This is a genomic window from Micromonospora sp. AMSO31t (assembly GCF_008868175.1).
Classification (GTDB): Bacteria; Actinomycetota; Actinomycetes; order Mycobacteriales; family Micromonosporaceae; genus Micromonospora.
Genome location: NZ_WBKT01000144.1, coordinates 1 through 15,036, shown reverse-complemented (window position 1 = coordinate 15,036; position 15,036 = coordinate 1). Strand labels below are relative to the sequence as shown.

Here is a 15,036-nt window from a genome sequence, read left to right as displayed (position 1 = left end):
TGCGGGACCTGCTGCTCGGGCTCGGCGCCGCCCGGGTCGACGCGGCCGAACCCGAGGCCCGCTGGCTGCGCGGGGAGACCGTCCACGGGGTACCGGTGGACGTCTTCCAGGCCCCGCTCGCCGCCCTCCGGCCGGCCGCCCGCCCGAGCACCCCGCGGGACCGGCAACCCCGCCTCTGGGTCGACCGGGACGCCCGGCTGCACCGGCTGGCCGGGCAGCTGCCGGACGGGACCGCGGTGACCGTCGAGCTGGCCCGCACCGACCGTCCCACGCTGCGCCCGGTGGACGCGCTCGGCGGGCGTCCCGGGCTGCCCCGGGCGCTCACCGACGCCGAGGCCGACCGGCTGGCCCGGCTGCCCGCCCGGCTGCGAGCGGCCGGTGGAGCCGGCCTGACCCTGTCCGCCCCGTCCGCCGACCTGCGCGGCACCGGGTGGGTGAGCTGGGCGGGCTCGGCCGCGTACCTCTCGATGGAGGGCGACGACCCGGGACGCCGGACGCTGCTGCGGGCGCGCCCGGGAGGCGTGGCCCGGCTCGTGATGCCGGCGGGCGGTCCGGCGGCCCCGCCGCTGCCCGCGCCGGACGGCCTGGTCCGGGTGGCCGGGCGACCGCCCCGCGACGACGTGGAACGGCTGCTGGACACCGCGCTGCGAGGTGGCGGCACGGCCGCCGCGGTGGTCCGGATCCGCGACGACCGGGTGGCGGACCGGACGGTGGACGTCATCGAGGTACGCGGCGGCCTGCGCTGGTGGCTCGACCGGGGCGGGCTGCCGCGCCGGCTGGAGCTGCGGACCGGGCAGGGCGTCTGGATCCGGCTGGACCTCGCGCCCGGGCGGGTGCCGGCGCTGCCCGGCGCCGAGCGGACGGTCAGCCCGCCGGCGAAACGCCCCTGAGCCGGCTCAGGGCCGCCAGCCGGTCCGCGCGGCCCACTCCTCGGCCCGCAGGTGCTCCTCGTCAGACCAGGGGTCCTTCGGCGTGCCGTAGGTGGCGCTGTCCGGCGCCGAGGCGGCCAGCTCCCGCTTGACCTGCAGGTACGCCGACCGCTGCTCCGGGTCGGCGCGCAGGTGGTCGCGCATCAGCAACGCGTACCGCCAGCCGGGCGAGTCGGCCACCCGCAGGTGCAGGTGCACCGGGCGGCCCGGGTCGGCGCTGCCGTGCAACCGCTTCGCCCCGCGGCGGCTGCCGGGCGGACGGGGGTTGTCCCACCACTCGCCGGGCAGCCGGGGGAAGCCGGCGTCGGCGAGCCGGTCGGCGAGCGGACCGTCCGCCTCCGCGAGCGACGGCACGGTGAGCTGGATGTCGATGACGTCCTTGGCGGCCAGCCCGGGCACGGCCGTGGAGCCGATGTGGTCGATCCGCAGGTCGGCGCCGGCGGCGTGCCGGATGCGGGCGGCCAGCCGGGCGTACTGCTGGGGCCAGGTCGGGTCGGGTTCGGTGAGCACCACCTGCTCGGGCCGCACGGCGAGGCGTTCCCGCACGTTGCGCTCGTAGGGCAGCAGTCGCCCCTGCCAGAGGGCGTCCACGGCGGCGTGCAGGTCGGCCAGCGTGCCGTCGTTGCCGAGCAGCACGTCGGCCGCCGCCGCGCGGCGCGCGTCGTCGGCCTGCGCGGCGATCCGCCGCTCGGCCTCGGCGCGGTCCATGCCGCGGCCGCGGGCCAGCCGTTCCAGCCGGGTGGTCACGGCCGCCTGCACCACGAGCACCAGGTGGTACGTGGGCGCGAGCCCCACCTCGACCAGCAGCGGCACGTCGTTGACCACGACGGCGTCGGGGGGCGCCGCGGCGACCAGCGCGGCGGTGCGGGCGCGGACCCGGGGATGGGTGATCGCCTCCAGCCGGCGGCGGGCGGCCTCGTCGCCGAAGACCACGGCGCCCAGGGCGGCCCGGTCCAGCACCCCGTCAGCGTCGAGGACCGTGTCGGAGAAGGTCGCCACGATCTCGGCGAGGCCCTCGCTGCCCGGGGCGACCACCTCGCGGGCGATCCGGTCCGCGTCGACGACCACCGCGCCGTGCGCGGCCAGCCGGCTGGACACCGCGCTCTTGCCGGACCCGATCCCACCGGTCAACCCCACCCTCAGCACCGGGACAGTCAACCCGATCGCCGTCTGCGGTGCCAACCTGCCCCGGACATGGCGAGGGCCCCGCCCCCGGCGACCCGGTGGAACCGGATCGCGGGGACGGGGCCCGTCAGCGACTGCGCCAGGCTCGGACGTGCCGAGCCGTGGTCGTCACCGGGTCACTTGCCGCCGGCGAGCTTCTCCCGCAGCGCGGCGAGCGCCTCGTCGGTGGCCAGCGTGCCGGCCGGCTCCTCGGCCTGACGGCTCGGGGCCGAGGTCGAGGTGGTGGTGCCGGTGACGGCCGGGGCCGGGTTGGCAGCGGCCTCGGCGTCGGCGGCCCGGGAGGTCTGCACCTGCTTGGTGTGGGCCTCCCAGCGCTGACGCGCCTCGGCGTACTGCTGCTCCCAGGTCTCGCGCTGCTTGTCGTAGCCCTCGAGCCACTCGCCCGTCTCCGGGTCGAAGCCCTCCGGGTAGATGTAGTTGCCCTGGTCGTCGTAGGTCGCGGCCATGCCGTAGAGGGTCGGGTCGAAGTGCTCCTCGCCCTCGACGAAGCCCTCGTTGGCCTGCTTGAGCGACAGCGAGATCCGGCGGCGCTCCAGGTCGATGTCGATGACCTTGACCATGACCTCGGAGCCGACCTGCACGACCTGCTCCGGGATCTCCACGTGGCGCTCGGCCAGCTCGGAGATGTGGACCAGGCCCTCGATGCCGTCGTCCACCCGGACGAAGGCGCCGAACGGCACGAGCTTGGTGACCTTACCCGGCACGATCTGCTGGATCGCGTGGGTGCGGGCGAACTGACGCCACGGGTCCTCCTGGGTCGCCTTCAGCGACAGCGAGACCCGCTCGCGGTCCAGGTCGACGTCCAGGACCTCGACCTCGACCTCCTGGCCAACCTCGACGACCTCGGACGGGTGGTCGATGTGCTTCCAGGAGAGCTCGGAGACGTGCACCAGGCCGTCCACGCCGCCCAGGTCGACGAACGCGCCGAAGTTGACGATCGAGGACACGACGCCCTTGCGGACCTGGCCCTTCTGCAGCTTGTTGAGGAACTCGGTGCGCACCTCGGACTGCGTCTGCTCGAGCCAGGCCCGGCGGGACAGGACCACGTTGTTGCGGTTCTTGTCCAGCTCGATGATCTTGGCTTCGAGCTCACGGCCGACGTACGGCTGCAGGTCACGGACCCGCCGCATCTCGACGAGCGAGGCGGGCAGGAAGCCGCGCAGGCCGATGTCGAGGATGAGACCACCCTTGACGACCTCGATGACCGAGCCGCGGACGACGCCGTCCTCGTCCTTGATCTTCTCGATCGTGCCCCAGGCCCGCTCGTACTGCGCCCGCTTCTTGGAGAGGATCAGACGCCCCTCCTTGTCCTCCTTCTGGAGGACAAGGGCCTCGATGTGGTCACCGACCGAGACGACCTCGGCGGGGTCCACGTCGTGCTTGATCGACAACTCCCGAGAGGGGATGACGCCCTCGGTCTTGTAGCCGATGTCGAGCAGGACCTCGTCCCGATCGACCTTGACGACGGTGCCTTCGACAATGTCGCCGTCGTTGAAGTACTTGATGGTCTCGTCGATCGCGGCGAGGAAAGCTTCCTCGGAACCGAGATCGTCGTGCGTGACCTTGTTGGCGCTCGAGGGGGCCTCGATGCTGCTCGTCATGTGGGCGGTTGCTCCGGTCGGATGGGTTGTCACAGCAGGCGTGGCGTCGCGGTGACCTGTCCGCGCCAGCGGATCCGTCGCCGGGCACACCGAACGATCGCCATGAGAAGATCATTAGTGGCTCCGGTGACCGCGCACCTGCTCCCTGCCGAGGCACACGATCCGCGAGCGCATCGTCTAGCCTACCCGCTGCATTACCACAGCGTGCAAGCCCTCCCAGGTCTCCTCGGGCTCGTCAGCTGCGAAAGCGGAGATTTCGCGCGGTAAGGTGCCACAGCTGTCTCGTCCGTCACATCTGTCCCACCCGCCACAGCGCCGTCGGGGAGCGGCCCGCCCGCCGCAGCCGGCGCCCCGGGGCCTAGCGTGGGCGGGTGGACGACGACAGGGTGACCCGGCGCCGGGTGGGCGCCGGCGAGGTGCGCCGCGCCAACCGGGGCTGGTGGGACGCCGATGCCGACGCCTACCAGGCCGAGCACGGCGCGTTCCTCGGCGAGGTGGACTTCGTCTGGTGCCCGGAGGGGCTGCGCGAGGCCGACGCCCGGCTGCTCGGCGAGGTGACCGGCCGCCGCATCCTGGAACTCGGCTGCGGCGCGGCCGCCGCCGCCCGCTGGCTCGCCACGCAGGGCGCCCGGCCGGTCGCCCTGGACCTGTCCGCGGGCATGTTGCGGCACGCCGCCGAGGCCGCCGCCCGCACCGGGGTACGCGTGCCGCTCGTGCAGGCCGACGCCCTCGCCCTGCCGTTCGCCGACGCCGCCTTCGACACCGTGTGCACGGCGTTCGGCGCGATCCCGTTCGTGGACGACTCGGCGGCGGCGATGCGCGAGGTGGCGCGGGTGCTGCGCCCGGGCGGCCGGTGGGTCTTCTCGGTCACCCACCCGATGCGCTGGATCTTCCTGGACGACCCGGGCGAGGGCGGGCTGACCGCCGTGCACTCCTACTTCGACCGCTCCCCCTACGTCGAGCAGGACGAGCACGGCATGGCCACGTACGTCGAGCAGCACCGCACACTCGGCGACCGGATCCGGGAACTGGTCGGTGCCGGCTTCCGCCTGCTGGACCTCGTGGAACCGGAGTGGCCGGCGGGACACGAGGGGATCTGGGGGCAGTGGAGCCCGCTGCGCGGCCGACTCTTCCCCGGCACCGCGATCTTCGTGGCGGAGAAGCCGGCCGTCGGCTGAGGGCGTCGTTTCCGCTCACCAGGCCCGGGTACGCCGAGTGCATGGCCGAGAAGGAGTTCCGCAGCGGTGACCACGTCTCCTGGGCCAGCCACAGCGGCCGGGCGTACGGCGTGGTCAAGGAGAAGCTCGTCGACCGCACGCACGTGCGCGGGCACGCCGTGAACGCCTCGCCGGAGGAGCCGCAGTACCGGATCCGCAACGACGACTCGGGCCGGGACGTCGCCCACCGACCGGAGGTGCTGCGCCATGAACCGAGGTGACGACCCGCAGCAGACGTACCGGGAGTTCACCGACGCGGTGAACATGAAGCCGGGCGAACTGCAGAAGTGGCTGGAGACCGACGAGTCCAAGCACGTCGGCTGGCGCAAGGGCACCCGGGGCGGCGAATCGGTGGGCCACGAGTCCGGCCGGCGGATCATCGACCTGCTGCGCCGCAAGCGCGACCAGCTCACCGCGGCCGACTACAAGCACATGCGCAAGGTCGTCGGGTACGTCCGGCGGCACATGGCCCAGCGACCCAGCGGCGACGTGCGCCGGACGCGGTGGCGGTACTCCCTCATGAACTGGGGCCACGACCCGGTCAAGGGGCCGCTCCCGCCGCCCGGCGGCCCGTCCCGCAAGGCCCTCGAACCGCACGGCACCCCGCCGAAGGAGCGCCGGGGGCCGGGCCGCTGAGGCCGGGCGCCTGGCCCTGTCACTGACGGCAGGGTCGGACGATCGGCGACATGAACGACGAACAGCGGCGGGTCGTGGTGGTCACCGGCGCGGGCACCGGCATCGGCCGGGCCACCGCCCGAGCCTTCGGCGCCGCGGGCGCCCGCGTCCTCGCCGTGGCCGGCGGCCCGGGCCACTGGCGGAGACCGCCGCCGACGACCCCCGGATCACCCCGGTCACCGCCGACGTGACCGACGCCGACACGCCGGCCCGGGTGGTCGGCGCCGCCCTCGACCGGTACGGCCGGCTGGACGTGCTGGTCAACAACGCCGGAATCGCCGGCGGCGGCCCCCTCGCCGCGCTGGACGAGCGGGCGGCCCGCCGCCAGCTCGACACGAACCTGATCGCGCCGATCCGGCTGGCGCACGCCGCGGTCGAGCCGCTGGCCGCGACCCGCGGCATGATCGTCAATGTCACCACCACCGTCGGCCAGCACGCCTGGCCGGGCAGCTCGGTGTACGCGGCGGGCAAGGCCGCCCTCGACTCGCTGACCCGGAGCTGGGCGGTGGAGCTGGCCCCGCGCGGCGTCCGGGTCGTGGCGGTGGCAGCCGGGCGCCATCGACACACCCATCGGCGAACACCAGGGCCTCTCCCCGGACCAGCGCGCCGCGGTACGCCGCCGGCAGCTCGACCACACGCCCCTCGGGCGGCTCGGCCGACCCGAGGACGTAGCGTGGGCGATCCTGCGGCTCTGCGACCCGGCGGCGGCGTTCGTCACCGGCGTGGTGCTGCCGGTGGACGGCGGGGCGCTGGTCGCGTGACCGGCCGGGCCCTGATCACCTCGGCGCGGGCGGCGAACGGCTACCGGGAGTACGACGCTGTGGCGGTCACCCGGGTCCGCAACATCCGGCACCTGCTCGGCGCCGGGTTGACCCTGGACGACGTCCGGGTCTTCCTGCCCTGCCTCGACGGGGACGTGGCCGCCGCGCCGCCCTCCCCCGCCGGGCTGCGGGTGGGACGCGAGCGGCTGGCCGTGCTGGACGCCCGGATCGCCGCCCAGCTCGCGGTCCGGGACCGGCTCGCGGCCGCCCTGCGCGACGCGGCCGCGGCCCTCGCCGACGACGCCGACCGGCCGCCGGCGTCGGGCCCCGCCCCCCGCCCGCCACGGGTCTCGTCGACAACCGGTCCGGCGCTTTAGCAGTCTCGGACAGTCACCGTTCGCTCCGAACGGCAACTGTCCGGGATCCTGACCATCGGCGCGTCGGTGTCAGTGGTCGGCGCTGTTCCAGTCGCGGCCCTCGCCCACGGAGACCTCCAGCGGCACGGAGAGCGGGTGCGCCTCCCCCATCTCCTTGCGCACCAGCGCCTCCAGGGTCTCCCGCTCGCCCGGGGCGACCTCGAAGACCAGCTCGTCGTGCACCTGGAGCAGCATCCGGGAGCGCAGCCCGGCGTCGCGCAGCGCGGTGTCGACGTGCAGCATGGCGACCTTGATGATGTCGGCCGCGGAGCCCTGGATGGGGGCGTTGAGTGCCATCCGCTCGGCCATCTCCCGGCGCTGCCGGTTGTCGCTGACCAGGTCGGGCAGGTAGCGGCGGCGGCCCAGGATGGTGGAGGTGTAGCCGTCCTGCCGGGCCCGCGCCACCACCTCCTGGAGGTAGTCGCGCACCCCGCCGAAGCCGGCGAAGTAGTTCTCCATCAGCCCGCGCGCCTCCTCGGCGGTGATCCCGAGCTGCTGGGACAGGCCGAACGCGCTCAGCCCGTACGCCAGGCCGTAGTTCATGGCCTTGATCTTGCGGCGCTGGTCGGCGGTGACCTGGTCGACCTCGACCGTGAAGACCGAGGAGGCGGTGGCGGCGTGGAAGTCGTGCCCGGAGTTGAACGCCTCGATCAGCGCGTCGTCGGAGGACAGGTGCGCCATGATCCGCATCTCGATCTGGCTGTAGTCGGCGGTGAGCAGGCACTCGTAGCCCTCGCCGACCACGAAGGCGCGCCGGATCCGCCGCCCCTCCTCGGTGCGGATCGGGATGTTCTGCAGGTTGGGCTCGGTCGAGGAGAGCCGGCCGGTGGCGGCCACCGTCTGGTTGAAGGTGGTGTGGATCCGGCCGTCGTCGGAGACCGACTTCAGCAGCCCGTCGACGGTCATCTTGAGCTTGGCGACGTCGCGGTGGCGCAGCAGGTGCTCGAGCACCGGGTGCGGGTTCTGCGCGTAGAGCCACTGGAGGGCGTCCGCATCGGTGGTGTAACCGGTCTTGATCTTCTTGGTCTTGGGCAGGCCCAGCTCGCCGAAGAGGATCTCCTGGAGCTGCTTGGGCGAGCCCAGGTTGAACTCCCGCCCGACCGCCGCGTAGGCGCCCTGGGCGGCGGCCTTCACCTCGGCGGCGAAGTGCGCCTCCAGCTCCGAGAGGTAGTGGGTGTCGGCCGCGATGCCGGTGCGCTCCATGGTGGCCAGCACCCGCATGAGCGGCAGCTCGACGCCGGCCATCAGCCGGGCGGACTGCTCGCCGTCGCGGGACAGCTCGGCGTCGATCGCGTCGGCCAGGTCGAGGGTGGCCCGGGCCTGGAGCATCAGATTCTGCTCGGCGGCCCCGTCGTCGCCGAGCCCGTCGAGGGTGAGCTGGCCGCTCTCCGGCACGTCGACCCGCAGCTCCCGGTGCAGGTAGCGCAGCGCCAGGTCGGTGAGGTCGTAGGAGCGCTGGTCGGGGCGGGCCAGGTAGGCGGCGATCTGGGTGTCGCGGGAGATGCCCTGCAGGTCCCAGCCGTGCGCGGCGAAGGCCAGCACGGCCGGCTTGCTGTCGTGCAGCACCTTGGGGCGGGCCTCGTCGGCGAGCCAGCCGGCCAGCGCGGCCTCGTCGTCGGCCGCCAGCTTGGCCGGGTCGAACCAGGCGCCCGCGCCGCCGGCGGTGGCCAGGGCCATGCCGGTCACCGTGGCGGTGTGCCGCCGGTTGGGGCCGGTGTCGAGCTTGACCGCCACGCCGACCGGGCTGCCGGCCGGGGCGTGCGTGGCCAGCCAGCCGGCCAGCGCGCCGGGCTCGGTGAGCACCTGCCCGGCCAGGTCGAAGCCGGCCTCGGCCTCCGGCTCGACGGCCTCCAGGTACTGGTAGAGCCGGTCGCGCAGGATGCGGAACTGGAGGGTGTCGAAGACCTGGTGCACGGCCTCCCGGTCCCAGCCCTGCCAGCGGGCGTCCTCCGGGCGCACCGGCAGCTCCAGGTCGGTGACCAGGCAGTTGATCTCGTAGTTGCGGATCACGTCGGCCAGCCGCTCGCGCAGGCTGTCGCCGGCCTTGCCCTTGATCTCGTCGGCGCGGGCCACCACGCCCTCGACCCCGTCGTAGAGGTTGATCCACTTGGCGGCGGTCTTCGGGCCCACGCCGGGGACGCCGGGCAGGTTGTCGCTGGTCTCGCCGACCAGGGCGGCCAGGTCGCGGTAGCGCCCCGGGCCCACGCCGTACTTCGCCTCGACCGCGGCCGGGTCCATCCGGGCCAGGTCGGAGACGCCCTTGCGCGGGTAGAGCACGGTGACCTGGTCGCCGACGAGCTGGAACGCGTCCCGGTCGCCCGTGGTGATCAGCACGTCCATGCCCTGGTCGCGGGCCTGGCAGGCGAGGGTGGCGATGACGTCGTCGGCCTCGTAGCCCTCCTTCTCCACCACCGGGATGCGCAGCGCCGCGAGGACCTCCTTGACGAGGCTGACCTGGCCCTTGAAGTCGGTCGGGGTCTCGCTGCGGCCGGCCTTGTACTCCGCGTACTTCTCGGTGCGGAAGGAACGGCGGGAGACGTCGAAGGCGACCACGATGTGGCTGGGCTGCTCGTCGCGGAGCACGTTGATCAGCATCGAGGTGAAGCCGTAGACGGCGTTGGTCGGCTGCCCCGTGGTGGTGGAGAAGTTCTCCACCGGCAGGGCGAAGAACGCCCGGTATGCCAGGGAGTGTCCGTCGACGAGGAGCAGGCGCGGCGTCGTAGCTGTCACGGCAGCGACTCTAGTCCGTACCGCCGACAACCCGACGGACGGCGGGACCGCGAAAGGCGGCGGCCGGCCGCCCCGCGAGGGGACGGCCGGCCGCCGGGCTACGCCTCAGGCGACGCCGAGGTACGCCTCCTTCACCGCCGGGTCGTGCAGCAGGTCCCGGCCGGTGCCCTCCTTGACGATCCGGCCGGTCTCCAGCACGTAGCCCCGGTGGGCCCGGGAGAGCGCCTGCTGGGCGTTCTGCTCCACCAGCAGGATGGTGGTGCCCTGCTCGTTGATCCGGGTGATGATCTCGAAGATCTGCTGGATCAGCATCGGCGCGAGCCCCATCGAGGGCTCGTCGAGCAGCAGCAGCTTCGGGCGGGCCATCAGGGCCCGGCCCACCGCCAGCATCTGCTGCTCGCCGCCGGAGAGCGTGCCACCGGCCTGCTTGCGCCGCTCGTGCAGCCGGGGGAAGAGGTCCATGACCATCTTCATGTCCTCGGCGATGCCCGACCGGTCCCGGCGGGTGTACGCGCCCATCTCCAGGTTCTCGACAACGGTCATCCCGGGGAACACGCCCCGGCCCTCGGGCGCCTGCCCGATGCCCCGGACCACCCGCAGGTCGGCCCGCATCCGGGTGACGTCGGTGCCGTCGAAGACGATCGAGCCGGAGGCCACCGGGCGCAGCCCGGAGATCGCCCGCATGGTGGTGGTCTTGCCGGCGCCGTTCGCGCCGATCAGGGCCACCACCTCACCCTCGTCGACGTGCAGGCTGATCCCGTGCAGCGCCTGGATCCGCCCGTACAGCAGGGTCAGGTCGTTGATCTCAAGCAGCATCGGTCGGCACCCCCAGGTACGCGGCGATCACCTTCGGGTCGTCCCGGACCTCGGCCGGCAGGCCCTCGGCGATCTTCTTGCCGAACTCCAGCACCACGATCCGGTCGGTCACGCCCATGACGAGTCGCATGTCGTGCTCGATCAGCAGCACCGTCGTGCCATTGTCGCGGATCTTCCGGATCAGGCCGAGCAGTTCCTCCTTCTCCGCCGGGGTGAAGCCGGCGGCCGGCTCGTCCAGGCAGAGCAGTTTCGGCTCGGTGGCCAGGGCCCGGGCGATCTCCAGCCGGCGCTGCTCGCCGTACGAGAGGTTGCGGGCCAGGTCCCCGGCGCGGCGCTCGATGCCGACGAAGCGCAGCAGCTCGAGCGCCCGCTCGCGGCCCTGCCGCTCCTCCCGCCAGTGCCGCGGCAGCCGCAGCATCGCGGCGATCACGCTGGTCTTGTGGTGGGCGTCCGCGCCCACCATCACGTTCTCCAGCGCGGTCATCTCCGGGAAGAGCCGGATGTTCTGGAACGTCCGGGCGATGCCCGCCTTGGTGATCCAGCTCCGGCGCCTGCCGTTGACCCGCTGCCCGGCGAACCGGATCTCGCCCTCGGTGGGCCGGTAGACGCCGGTCATCGCGTTGAAGCAGGTCGTCTTGCCGGCGCCGTTCGGGCCGATCAGGCCGAGGATCTCACCCTTGTACAGGGTGAAGGCGACGTCGTTGAGGGCGACCACACCGCCGAAGCGGAGGGTGACGTGGTCGACCTCCAGCAGCGGCTCCCGCCCGGCCGGGGCGGTGTCGCCCGGCGTGGGCTCGACCGGGGTGTCCGAGCCCTTCTCCGGCGGGGTGCCGACCGTGCTGCGACCGTCGTCGGCGATGTCCCGCTCGCTGGTCTCGTCCCGCTCGCTGTGCATCTGCGGCTCACTCATTGGGCACCGTCTCCTGGGGAACCGCTTCCTTGCGCCGGTCGGCGAACTCCGCCGCCCGCCGCCGGTTGGGCACCAGACCCTGCGGCCGGAAGATCATCATGACGATGACCACCAGTCCGAAGACCAGGATCCGGTACTCGGCGGCGTCGAACTCCACCCCGAGGAGGTCGCCGATGCCGCGCAGCCACTCCGGCAGGTACCAGGTGACCGCGCCGCCGACGATGGCGCCCTTGATGTTGCCGGCGCCACCGAGGATCACCGCGGCCAGCACCAGGATGGAACTCTCCAGCACGAACTGGTCGGAGTTGATGAACGTCTGCTTGCCGGCGAAGACCGCGCCGGTCAGGCCGGCCACGGCCGCGCCGATGGCGAACGCCCACAGCTTGTACTTGAACGTCGGCACGCCCATGATCTCGGCGGCGTCCTCGTCCTCGCGGATCGCCACCCAGGCCCGGCCGACCCGGCTGTTGGCCAGGTTCCGGATCAGCAGCAGCACGACGAGGATCAGCGTCAGCATCAGCCAGTAGTACGGCCGGGCGTCCACCACACCGAACAGCGGCTTGCCGTCCGTGCCGGAGCCCGGCGGGTGCGGGATCCCCGGGATGCCGCGCTGGCCCTGGAGGATGCCCTCGTTGCGGGCCGCGTACAGGCGGATCATCTCGGCGAAGCCGAGGGTCACGATGGCCAGGTAGTCACCGCGCAGGCGCAGCGTCGGGCCACCGAGGATCACGCCGGAGACCATCGTCACCATCACCGCCAGCGGCACCGCCGCCAGCCACGGCCAGTTCGTGCCGAACCGGCTCTCCGGCGAGGTGAGCAGCGCGACCGTGTACGCGCCGAGCGCGTAGAAGCCGAAGTAGCCCAGGTCGAGCAGGCCGGCGAAACCGACCACCACGTTGAGCCCGACGGCCAGCAGGACGAACACCGCGGTGTCGAAGAGCACCCCGGCGAAGTCCGAGCGGGTCGTGTAGAAGGCGAAGTAGTCGCTGCCGATGGGGAAGCCGAGGTACTCGTAGAACCACTTGTTGGGCAGGATGTAGAGCAGGACGACCAGCGCGGCGATCGCCGCCCAGCGGACCTGCTTGGGCATGGCCGCCCAGCGGCTCTTGAAGCCCGCGGTCCGCTTGTTGTCCACGGTGGCGGTCATGCGCGCGCCCTCCCGAGAGATTCGCCGAGCAGACCGGTCGGCCGGAACATCAGCAGCACGATCAGCAGCACGAAGCCGGTGAAGTCCTTCCAGTCGCCGCCGAAGAGGCCGGCGGCGTAGTTCTCCGCCACGCCGAGCAGCAGGCCGCCGAGCAGCGCGCCGCGCAGGTTGCCGATGCCGCCGAGCACCGCGGCCGCGAAGGCCTTGAGCCCGATCAGGAAGCCGACGTTGAACTTGGTGTAGCCGAACCGGATGTCCCACAGCAGGGCGCCCACGCCGGCCATCAGACCGCCGAGCACGAACACCAGCAGGATGACCCGGTTCTTGTTGACACCCATGAGCGCGGCGGTGTCCGCGTCCTGGGCGACCGCGCGGATGCCGCGGCCCTGGCGGCTGCGGTTAACGAACTGGTCCAGCGCGACCATCATGATCAGCGTGACGCCGAGGATGAGCAGCTGGACGTTGGTCACCGCGGCGCCGAAGACGGTGAAGACCGTCTTCTGCGGGAGCAGGTCCGGCATGCCGAACGGGGCCCGGCGGGTGCCGATGCCGAACGACTCGGCGAGCACGAACGACGCGCCGATCGCGGTGATGAGGAAGGCCAGCGGCGGCGCGTTGCGGCGGCGCAGCGGCCGGTAGGCGACCAGCTCGACCGTGACCGCGGTGACGGCCGAGGCGGCCATCGCCACCACCAGACCGGCGACCACCGCCAGGATCAGCGGGCCGAGGGCCGGGGCGGCCGAGTTCTGGTTGTAGCCGAGGGCCTGCCAGGTCCACAGGGCGGTGAAGGTACCGACCATGAAGACCTCGGAGTGAGCAAAGTTGATCAGGCGCAGAACGCCGTACACCAGGGTGTAGCCGAGGGCGATGAGCGCGTAGATCGCGCCCTGCTCCAGGCCGGTGATGGTCAGCGCCGGGAAGTTCCCGAACAGCTCATCGAAGTTCAAGTGGGGGCTCCAACTGTGCGGCCAAGCGGTGCGGCCGGGAGAAAGTCACTCCCGGCCGCACGCCTGGTGTCCCGTGCCGGGACCGGACGAACCGGTCAGGCCTTGGGGATCTCGATGTCGGGGACGACCTTGCCCGCGTTCACCTTGAACGCCCAGACCTTCACCTGGGCCGGGTCCAACTCGCCGGTGGACTCGAACTTGTAGGTGACGCCGGTCGCGCCGCCGGTGCCGTTGTAGGAGTTGATGAAGCTCAGCAGGTCGGCCCGGGTGCCCTTGCCGGCCTTGATGCCCTCGAGCATGATCTTCGTGATGTCGTACGACACGTCGGCGTAGGTGCCCGGCTCGGCGTTGTCGAAGGCCGCCTTGTAGTCGGTCACGAAGGAGCCCTTGGCCGCGGTGGCCGGGGCGCACGGGCAGGTCAGGATGGTGCCCTCGGCGACCTGCTCGCCGGCGACCTTGATGAAGTTGGCGTCGTTGACACCGTCACCGGCGACCATCGTGCCCTTCCAGCCCGCGCCCTTGAGCTGCTTGAGCAGCAGGCCGGCCTCGGTGTAGTAGCCACCGAAGAAGAGGACGTTCGCGCCGCTGCCCACGACCTTGGTGACCTGGGCGGAGAAGTTGGTCTGCTTGACCTGGATCTTGTCCTCGCCCGCGACCGCGCCGATGACCTTCTTCACCTCGTCCACCAGGCCGGCGCCGTACGCCGACTGGTCGTCGATGACGTAGACCTTCTCGGCCTTCAGGACGTTCTTGATGTACCGACCGGCGGCCGGGCCCTGGGAGGTGTCGTTACCGACGCCCCGGTGGAAGATCTTCCAGTTCTTGGTGCTCAGGCTCGGGCGGGTCGCCGACGGGGTGATGGCCGGCAGGCCGGCCTCGTCGAAGATCGGGTTGCCCACCTCGGACTCACCCGAGAAGGCCGGGCCGATGATGCCGACGACCTTGGTGTCGCCGACCGCCTTCTGCGCCAGGGCCGGCGCCTTGGCCGGGTCGCCCTGCGAGTCGTACTCCTCGATCTGGACCTTGCAGTCCGCGTTGTCCTTGTTGTACTGGTCGATGGCCAGCTTCGTGCCGTTGCGCATGTGGATACCGAGACCCGCGGCGTCACCGGTCAACGGGCCGAAGAAGCCGATCTTCAGGTCGCAGGCGGCCTTGCTGCCCCCCGCGTCGCTACCACTGTCAGCCTTGCAGGCCGCGCCACTGAAAACGAGCGCACCGATGGCCACGCCACCCAGCACCCGTGCGAGCTTCTGCCTCACGGCTCGTACCCTCCTCCGTCCGATGGCCCGGAAACCACCCACCGCGAATTGGACCTTGCAGGGGTTGGCCGGACCGACCGCGATCCCGGTCTGGGCCGGGACGTTATCCCACCAGCGGGTCGTGAAGGTAGACCTGAGGAGCCGGGTTGACCTAACCGTTACGTTGAGTGGCCGGATTCACAGATGTGCTGTAACACACGGGTCCGCACGATGGGAAAATCGGACATCCGATACTGACCGGAAATCCGCTGGTGAGAGGCTGACTCGGGGCGCCACGAACCCCGCGCCGACCACACCTCCGCCCGCCCGCCGTCGTCCACCACCAGCAACGCCACGTCACCCGCCGCGGCCACCGCCACCGACCGGTCACCGCCCGTCGGCACCGCCACCGGCAGGCCCACCGGCGACCACCGCGCGCCGTCCGCGGAGAACCACCCCGCACC

Annotated in this window: 14 protein-coding genes and 3 pseudogenes; 8 read left to right on the top strand and 9 right to left on the bottom strand. The window is 72.2% G+C overall.

Going from position 1 to position 15,036, the window contains the following annotated elements; genetic code table 11:
* Nucleotides 1–890, top strand: a pseudogene (locus F8274_RS31370) (hypothetical protein); the annotation flags it as partial.
* Nucleotides 891–896: 6 nt separating this feature from the next.
* Here the strand turns inward: F8274_RS31370 and coaE are convergent.
* Complete coding sequence (gene coaE / locus F8274_RS24475) at nt 897–2,075, bottom strand: dephospho-CoA kinase (RefSeq protein ID WP_151464715.1); 1,179 nt, start codon at nt 2,073–2,075, stop codon at nt 897–899.
* Nucleotides 2,076–2,230: 155 nt separating this feature from the next.
* On the bottom strand, nt 2,231–3,715 hold the full coding sequence (gene rpsA / locus F8274_RS24470; RefSeq protein ID WP_151464714.1) for a 30S ribosomal protein S1: 1,485 nt from the start codon (nt 3,713–3,715) through the stop codon (nt 2,231–2,233).
* Between the two features lie 371 nt (nt 3,716–4,086).
* On the opposite strand from rpsA, the gene F8274_RS24465 reads away from it, so the two are divergent.
* The 7 genes and pseudogenes from F8274_RS24465 to F8274_RS24445 all read left to right on the top strand — a co-directional run bounded on the left by F8274_RS24465 (nt 4,087) and on the right by F8274_RS24445 (nt 6,745).
* Complete coding sequence (locus F8274_RS24465) at nt 4,087–4,893, top strand: class I SAM-dependent methyltransferase (protein ID WP_151464713.1); 807 nt, start codon at nt 4,087–4,089, stop codon at nt 4,891–4,893.
* Nucleotides 4,894–4,934: 41 nt separating this feature from the next.
* Nucleotides 4,935–5,153 (top strand): DUF2945 domain-containing protein, encoded by a 219-nt coding sequence (locus F8274_RS24460; protein ID WP_151464712.1) that lies wholly within the window; start codon nt 4,935–4,937, stop codon nt 5,151–5,153.
* Complete coding sequence (locus tag F8274_RS24455; protein ID WP_151464711.1) at nt 5,140–5,568, top strand: DUF3140 domain-containing protein; 429 nt, start codon at nt 5,140–5,142, stop codon at nt 5,566–5,568. The genes F8274_RS24460 and F8274_RS24455 overlap by 14 nt, the downstream gene beginning before the upstream one ends.
* Nucleotides 5,569–5,618: 50 nt before the next feature.
* A complete protein-coding gene (locus F8274_RS32085; RefSeq protein WP_225853950.1) occupies nt 5,619–5,798 on the top strand; it encodes an SDR family NAD(P)-dependent oxidoreductase in 180 nt (59 codons plus the stop codon).
* A pseudogene (locus F8274_RS32390) lies at nt 5,795–6,106 on the top strand (SDR family NAD(P)-dependent oxidoreductase); the annotation flags it as partial. The gene F8274_RS32085 and the pseudogene F8274_RS32390, both read left to right, overlap by 4 nt.
* A gap of 58 nt (nt 6,107–6,164) precedes the next feature.
* Entirely contained in the window at nt 6,165–6,368 is a 204-nt protein-coding gene (locus tag F8274_RS32385) for an SDR family oxidoreductase (RefSeq protein ID WP_370518266.1), read from the top strand.
* A complete protein-coding gene (locus F8274_RS24445; protein WP_225853949.1) occupies nt 6,281–6,745 on the top strand; it encodes a MerR family DNA-binding protein in 465 nt (154 codons plus the stop codon). The genes F8274_RS32385 and F8274_RS24445 overlap by 88 nt, the downstream gene beginning before the upstream one ends.
* A gap of 69 nt (nt 6,746–6,814) precedes the next feature.
* Here F8274_RS24445 and polA read toward each other — a convergent pair whose 3' ends face one another.
* From polA to F8274_RS32080, 7 genes and pseudogenes are all read right to left on the bottom strand, one after another.
* The gene (gene polA, locus F8274_RS24440; protein WP_151464710.1) at nt 6,815–9,514 is read right to left on the bottom strand and encodes a DNA polymerase I; all 2,700 of its coding nucleotides are present in this window, start codon (nt 9,512–9,514) and stop codon (nt 6,815–6,817) included.
* A 105-nt stretch (nt 9,515–9,619) separates the two neighbouring features.
* The gene (locus tag F8274_RS24435; protein ID WP_151464709.1) at nt 9,620–10,330 is read right to left on the bottom strand and encodes an ABC transporter ATP-binding protein; all 711 of its coding nucleotides are present in this window, start codon (nt 10,328–10,330) and stop codon (nt 9,620–9,622) included.
* Nucleotides 10,320–11,240 carry an ABC transporter ATP-binding protein gene (locus F8274_RS24430; protein WP_192579965.1) on the bottom strand — a complete coding sequence of 307 codons (921 nt, stop codon included), beginning with the start codon at nt 11,238–11,240 and terminating at the stop codon, nt 10,320–10,322. The genes F8274_RS24435 and F8274_RS24430 overlap by 11 nt, the downstream gene beginning before the upstream one ends.
* Entirely contained in the window at nt 11,233–12,387 is a 1,155-nt protein-coding gene (locus tag F8274_RS24425; protein ID WP_151464708.1) for a branched-chain amino acid ABC transporter permease, read from the bottom strand. The genes F8274_RS24430 and F8274_RS24425 overlap by 8 nt, the downstream gene beginning before the upstream one ends.
* Nucleotides 12,384–13,334, bottom strand: coding sequence for a branched-chain amino acid ABC transporter permease (locus F8274_RS24420; protein ID WP_151464707.1), 951 nt, complete (start codon nt 13,332–13,334; stop codon nt 12,384–12,386). The genes F8274_RS24425 and F8274_RS24420 overlap by 4 nt, the downstream gene beginning before the upstream one ends.
* A gap of 95 nt (nt 13,335–13,429) precedes the next feature.
* Nucleotides 13,430–14,593 (bottom strand): branched-chain amino acid ABC transporter substrate-binding protein, encoded by a 1,164-nt coding sequence (locus F8274_RS24415; RefSeq protein ID WP_151464706.1) that lies wholly within the window; start codon nt 14,591–14,593, stop codon nt 13,430–13,432.
* A 158-nt stretch (nt 14,594–14,751) separates the two neighbouring features.
* Nucleotides 14,752–15,036: pseudogene (locus F8274_RS32080) on the bottom strand (hypothetical protein); the annotation flags it as partial.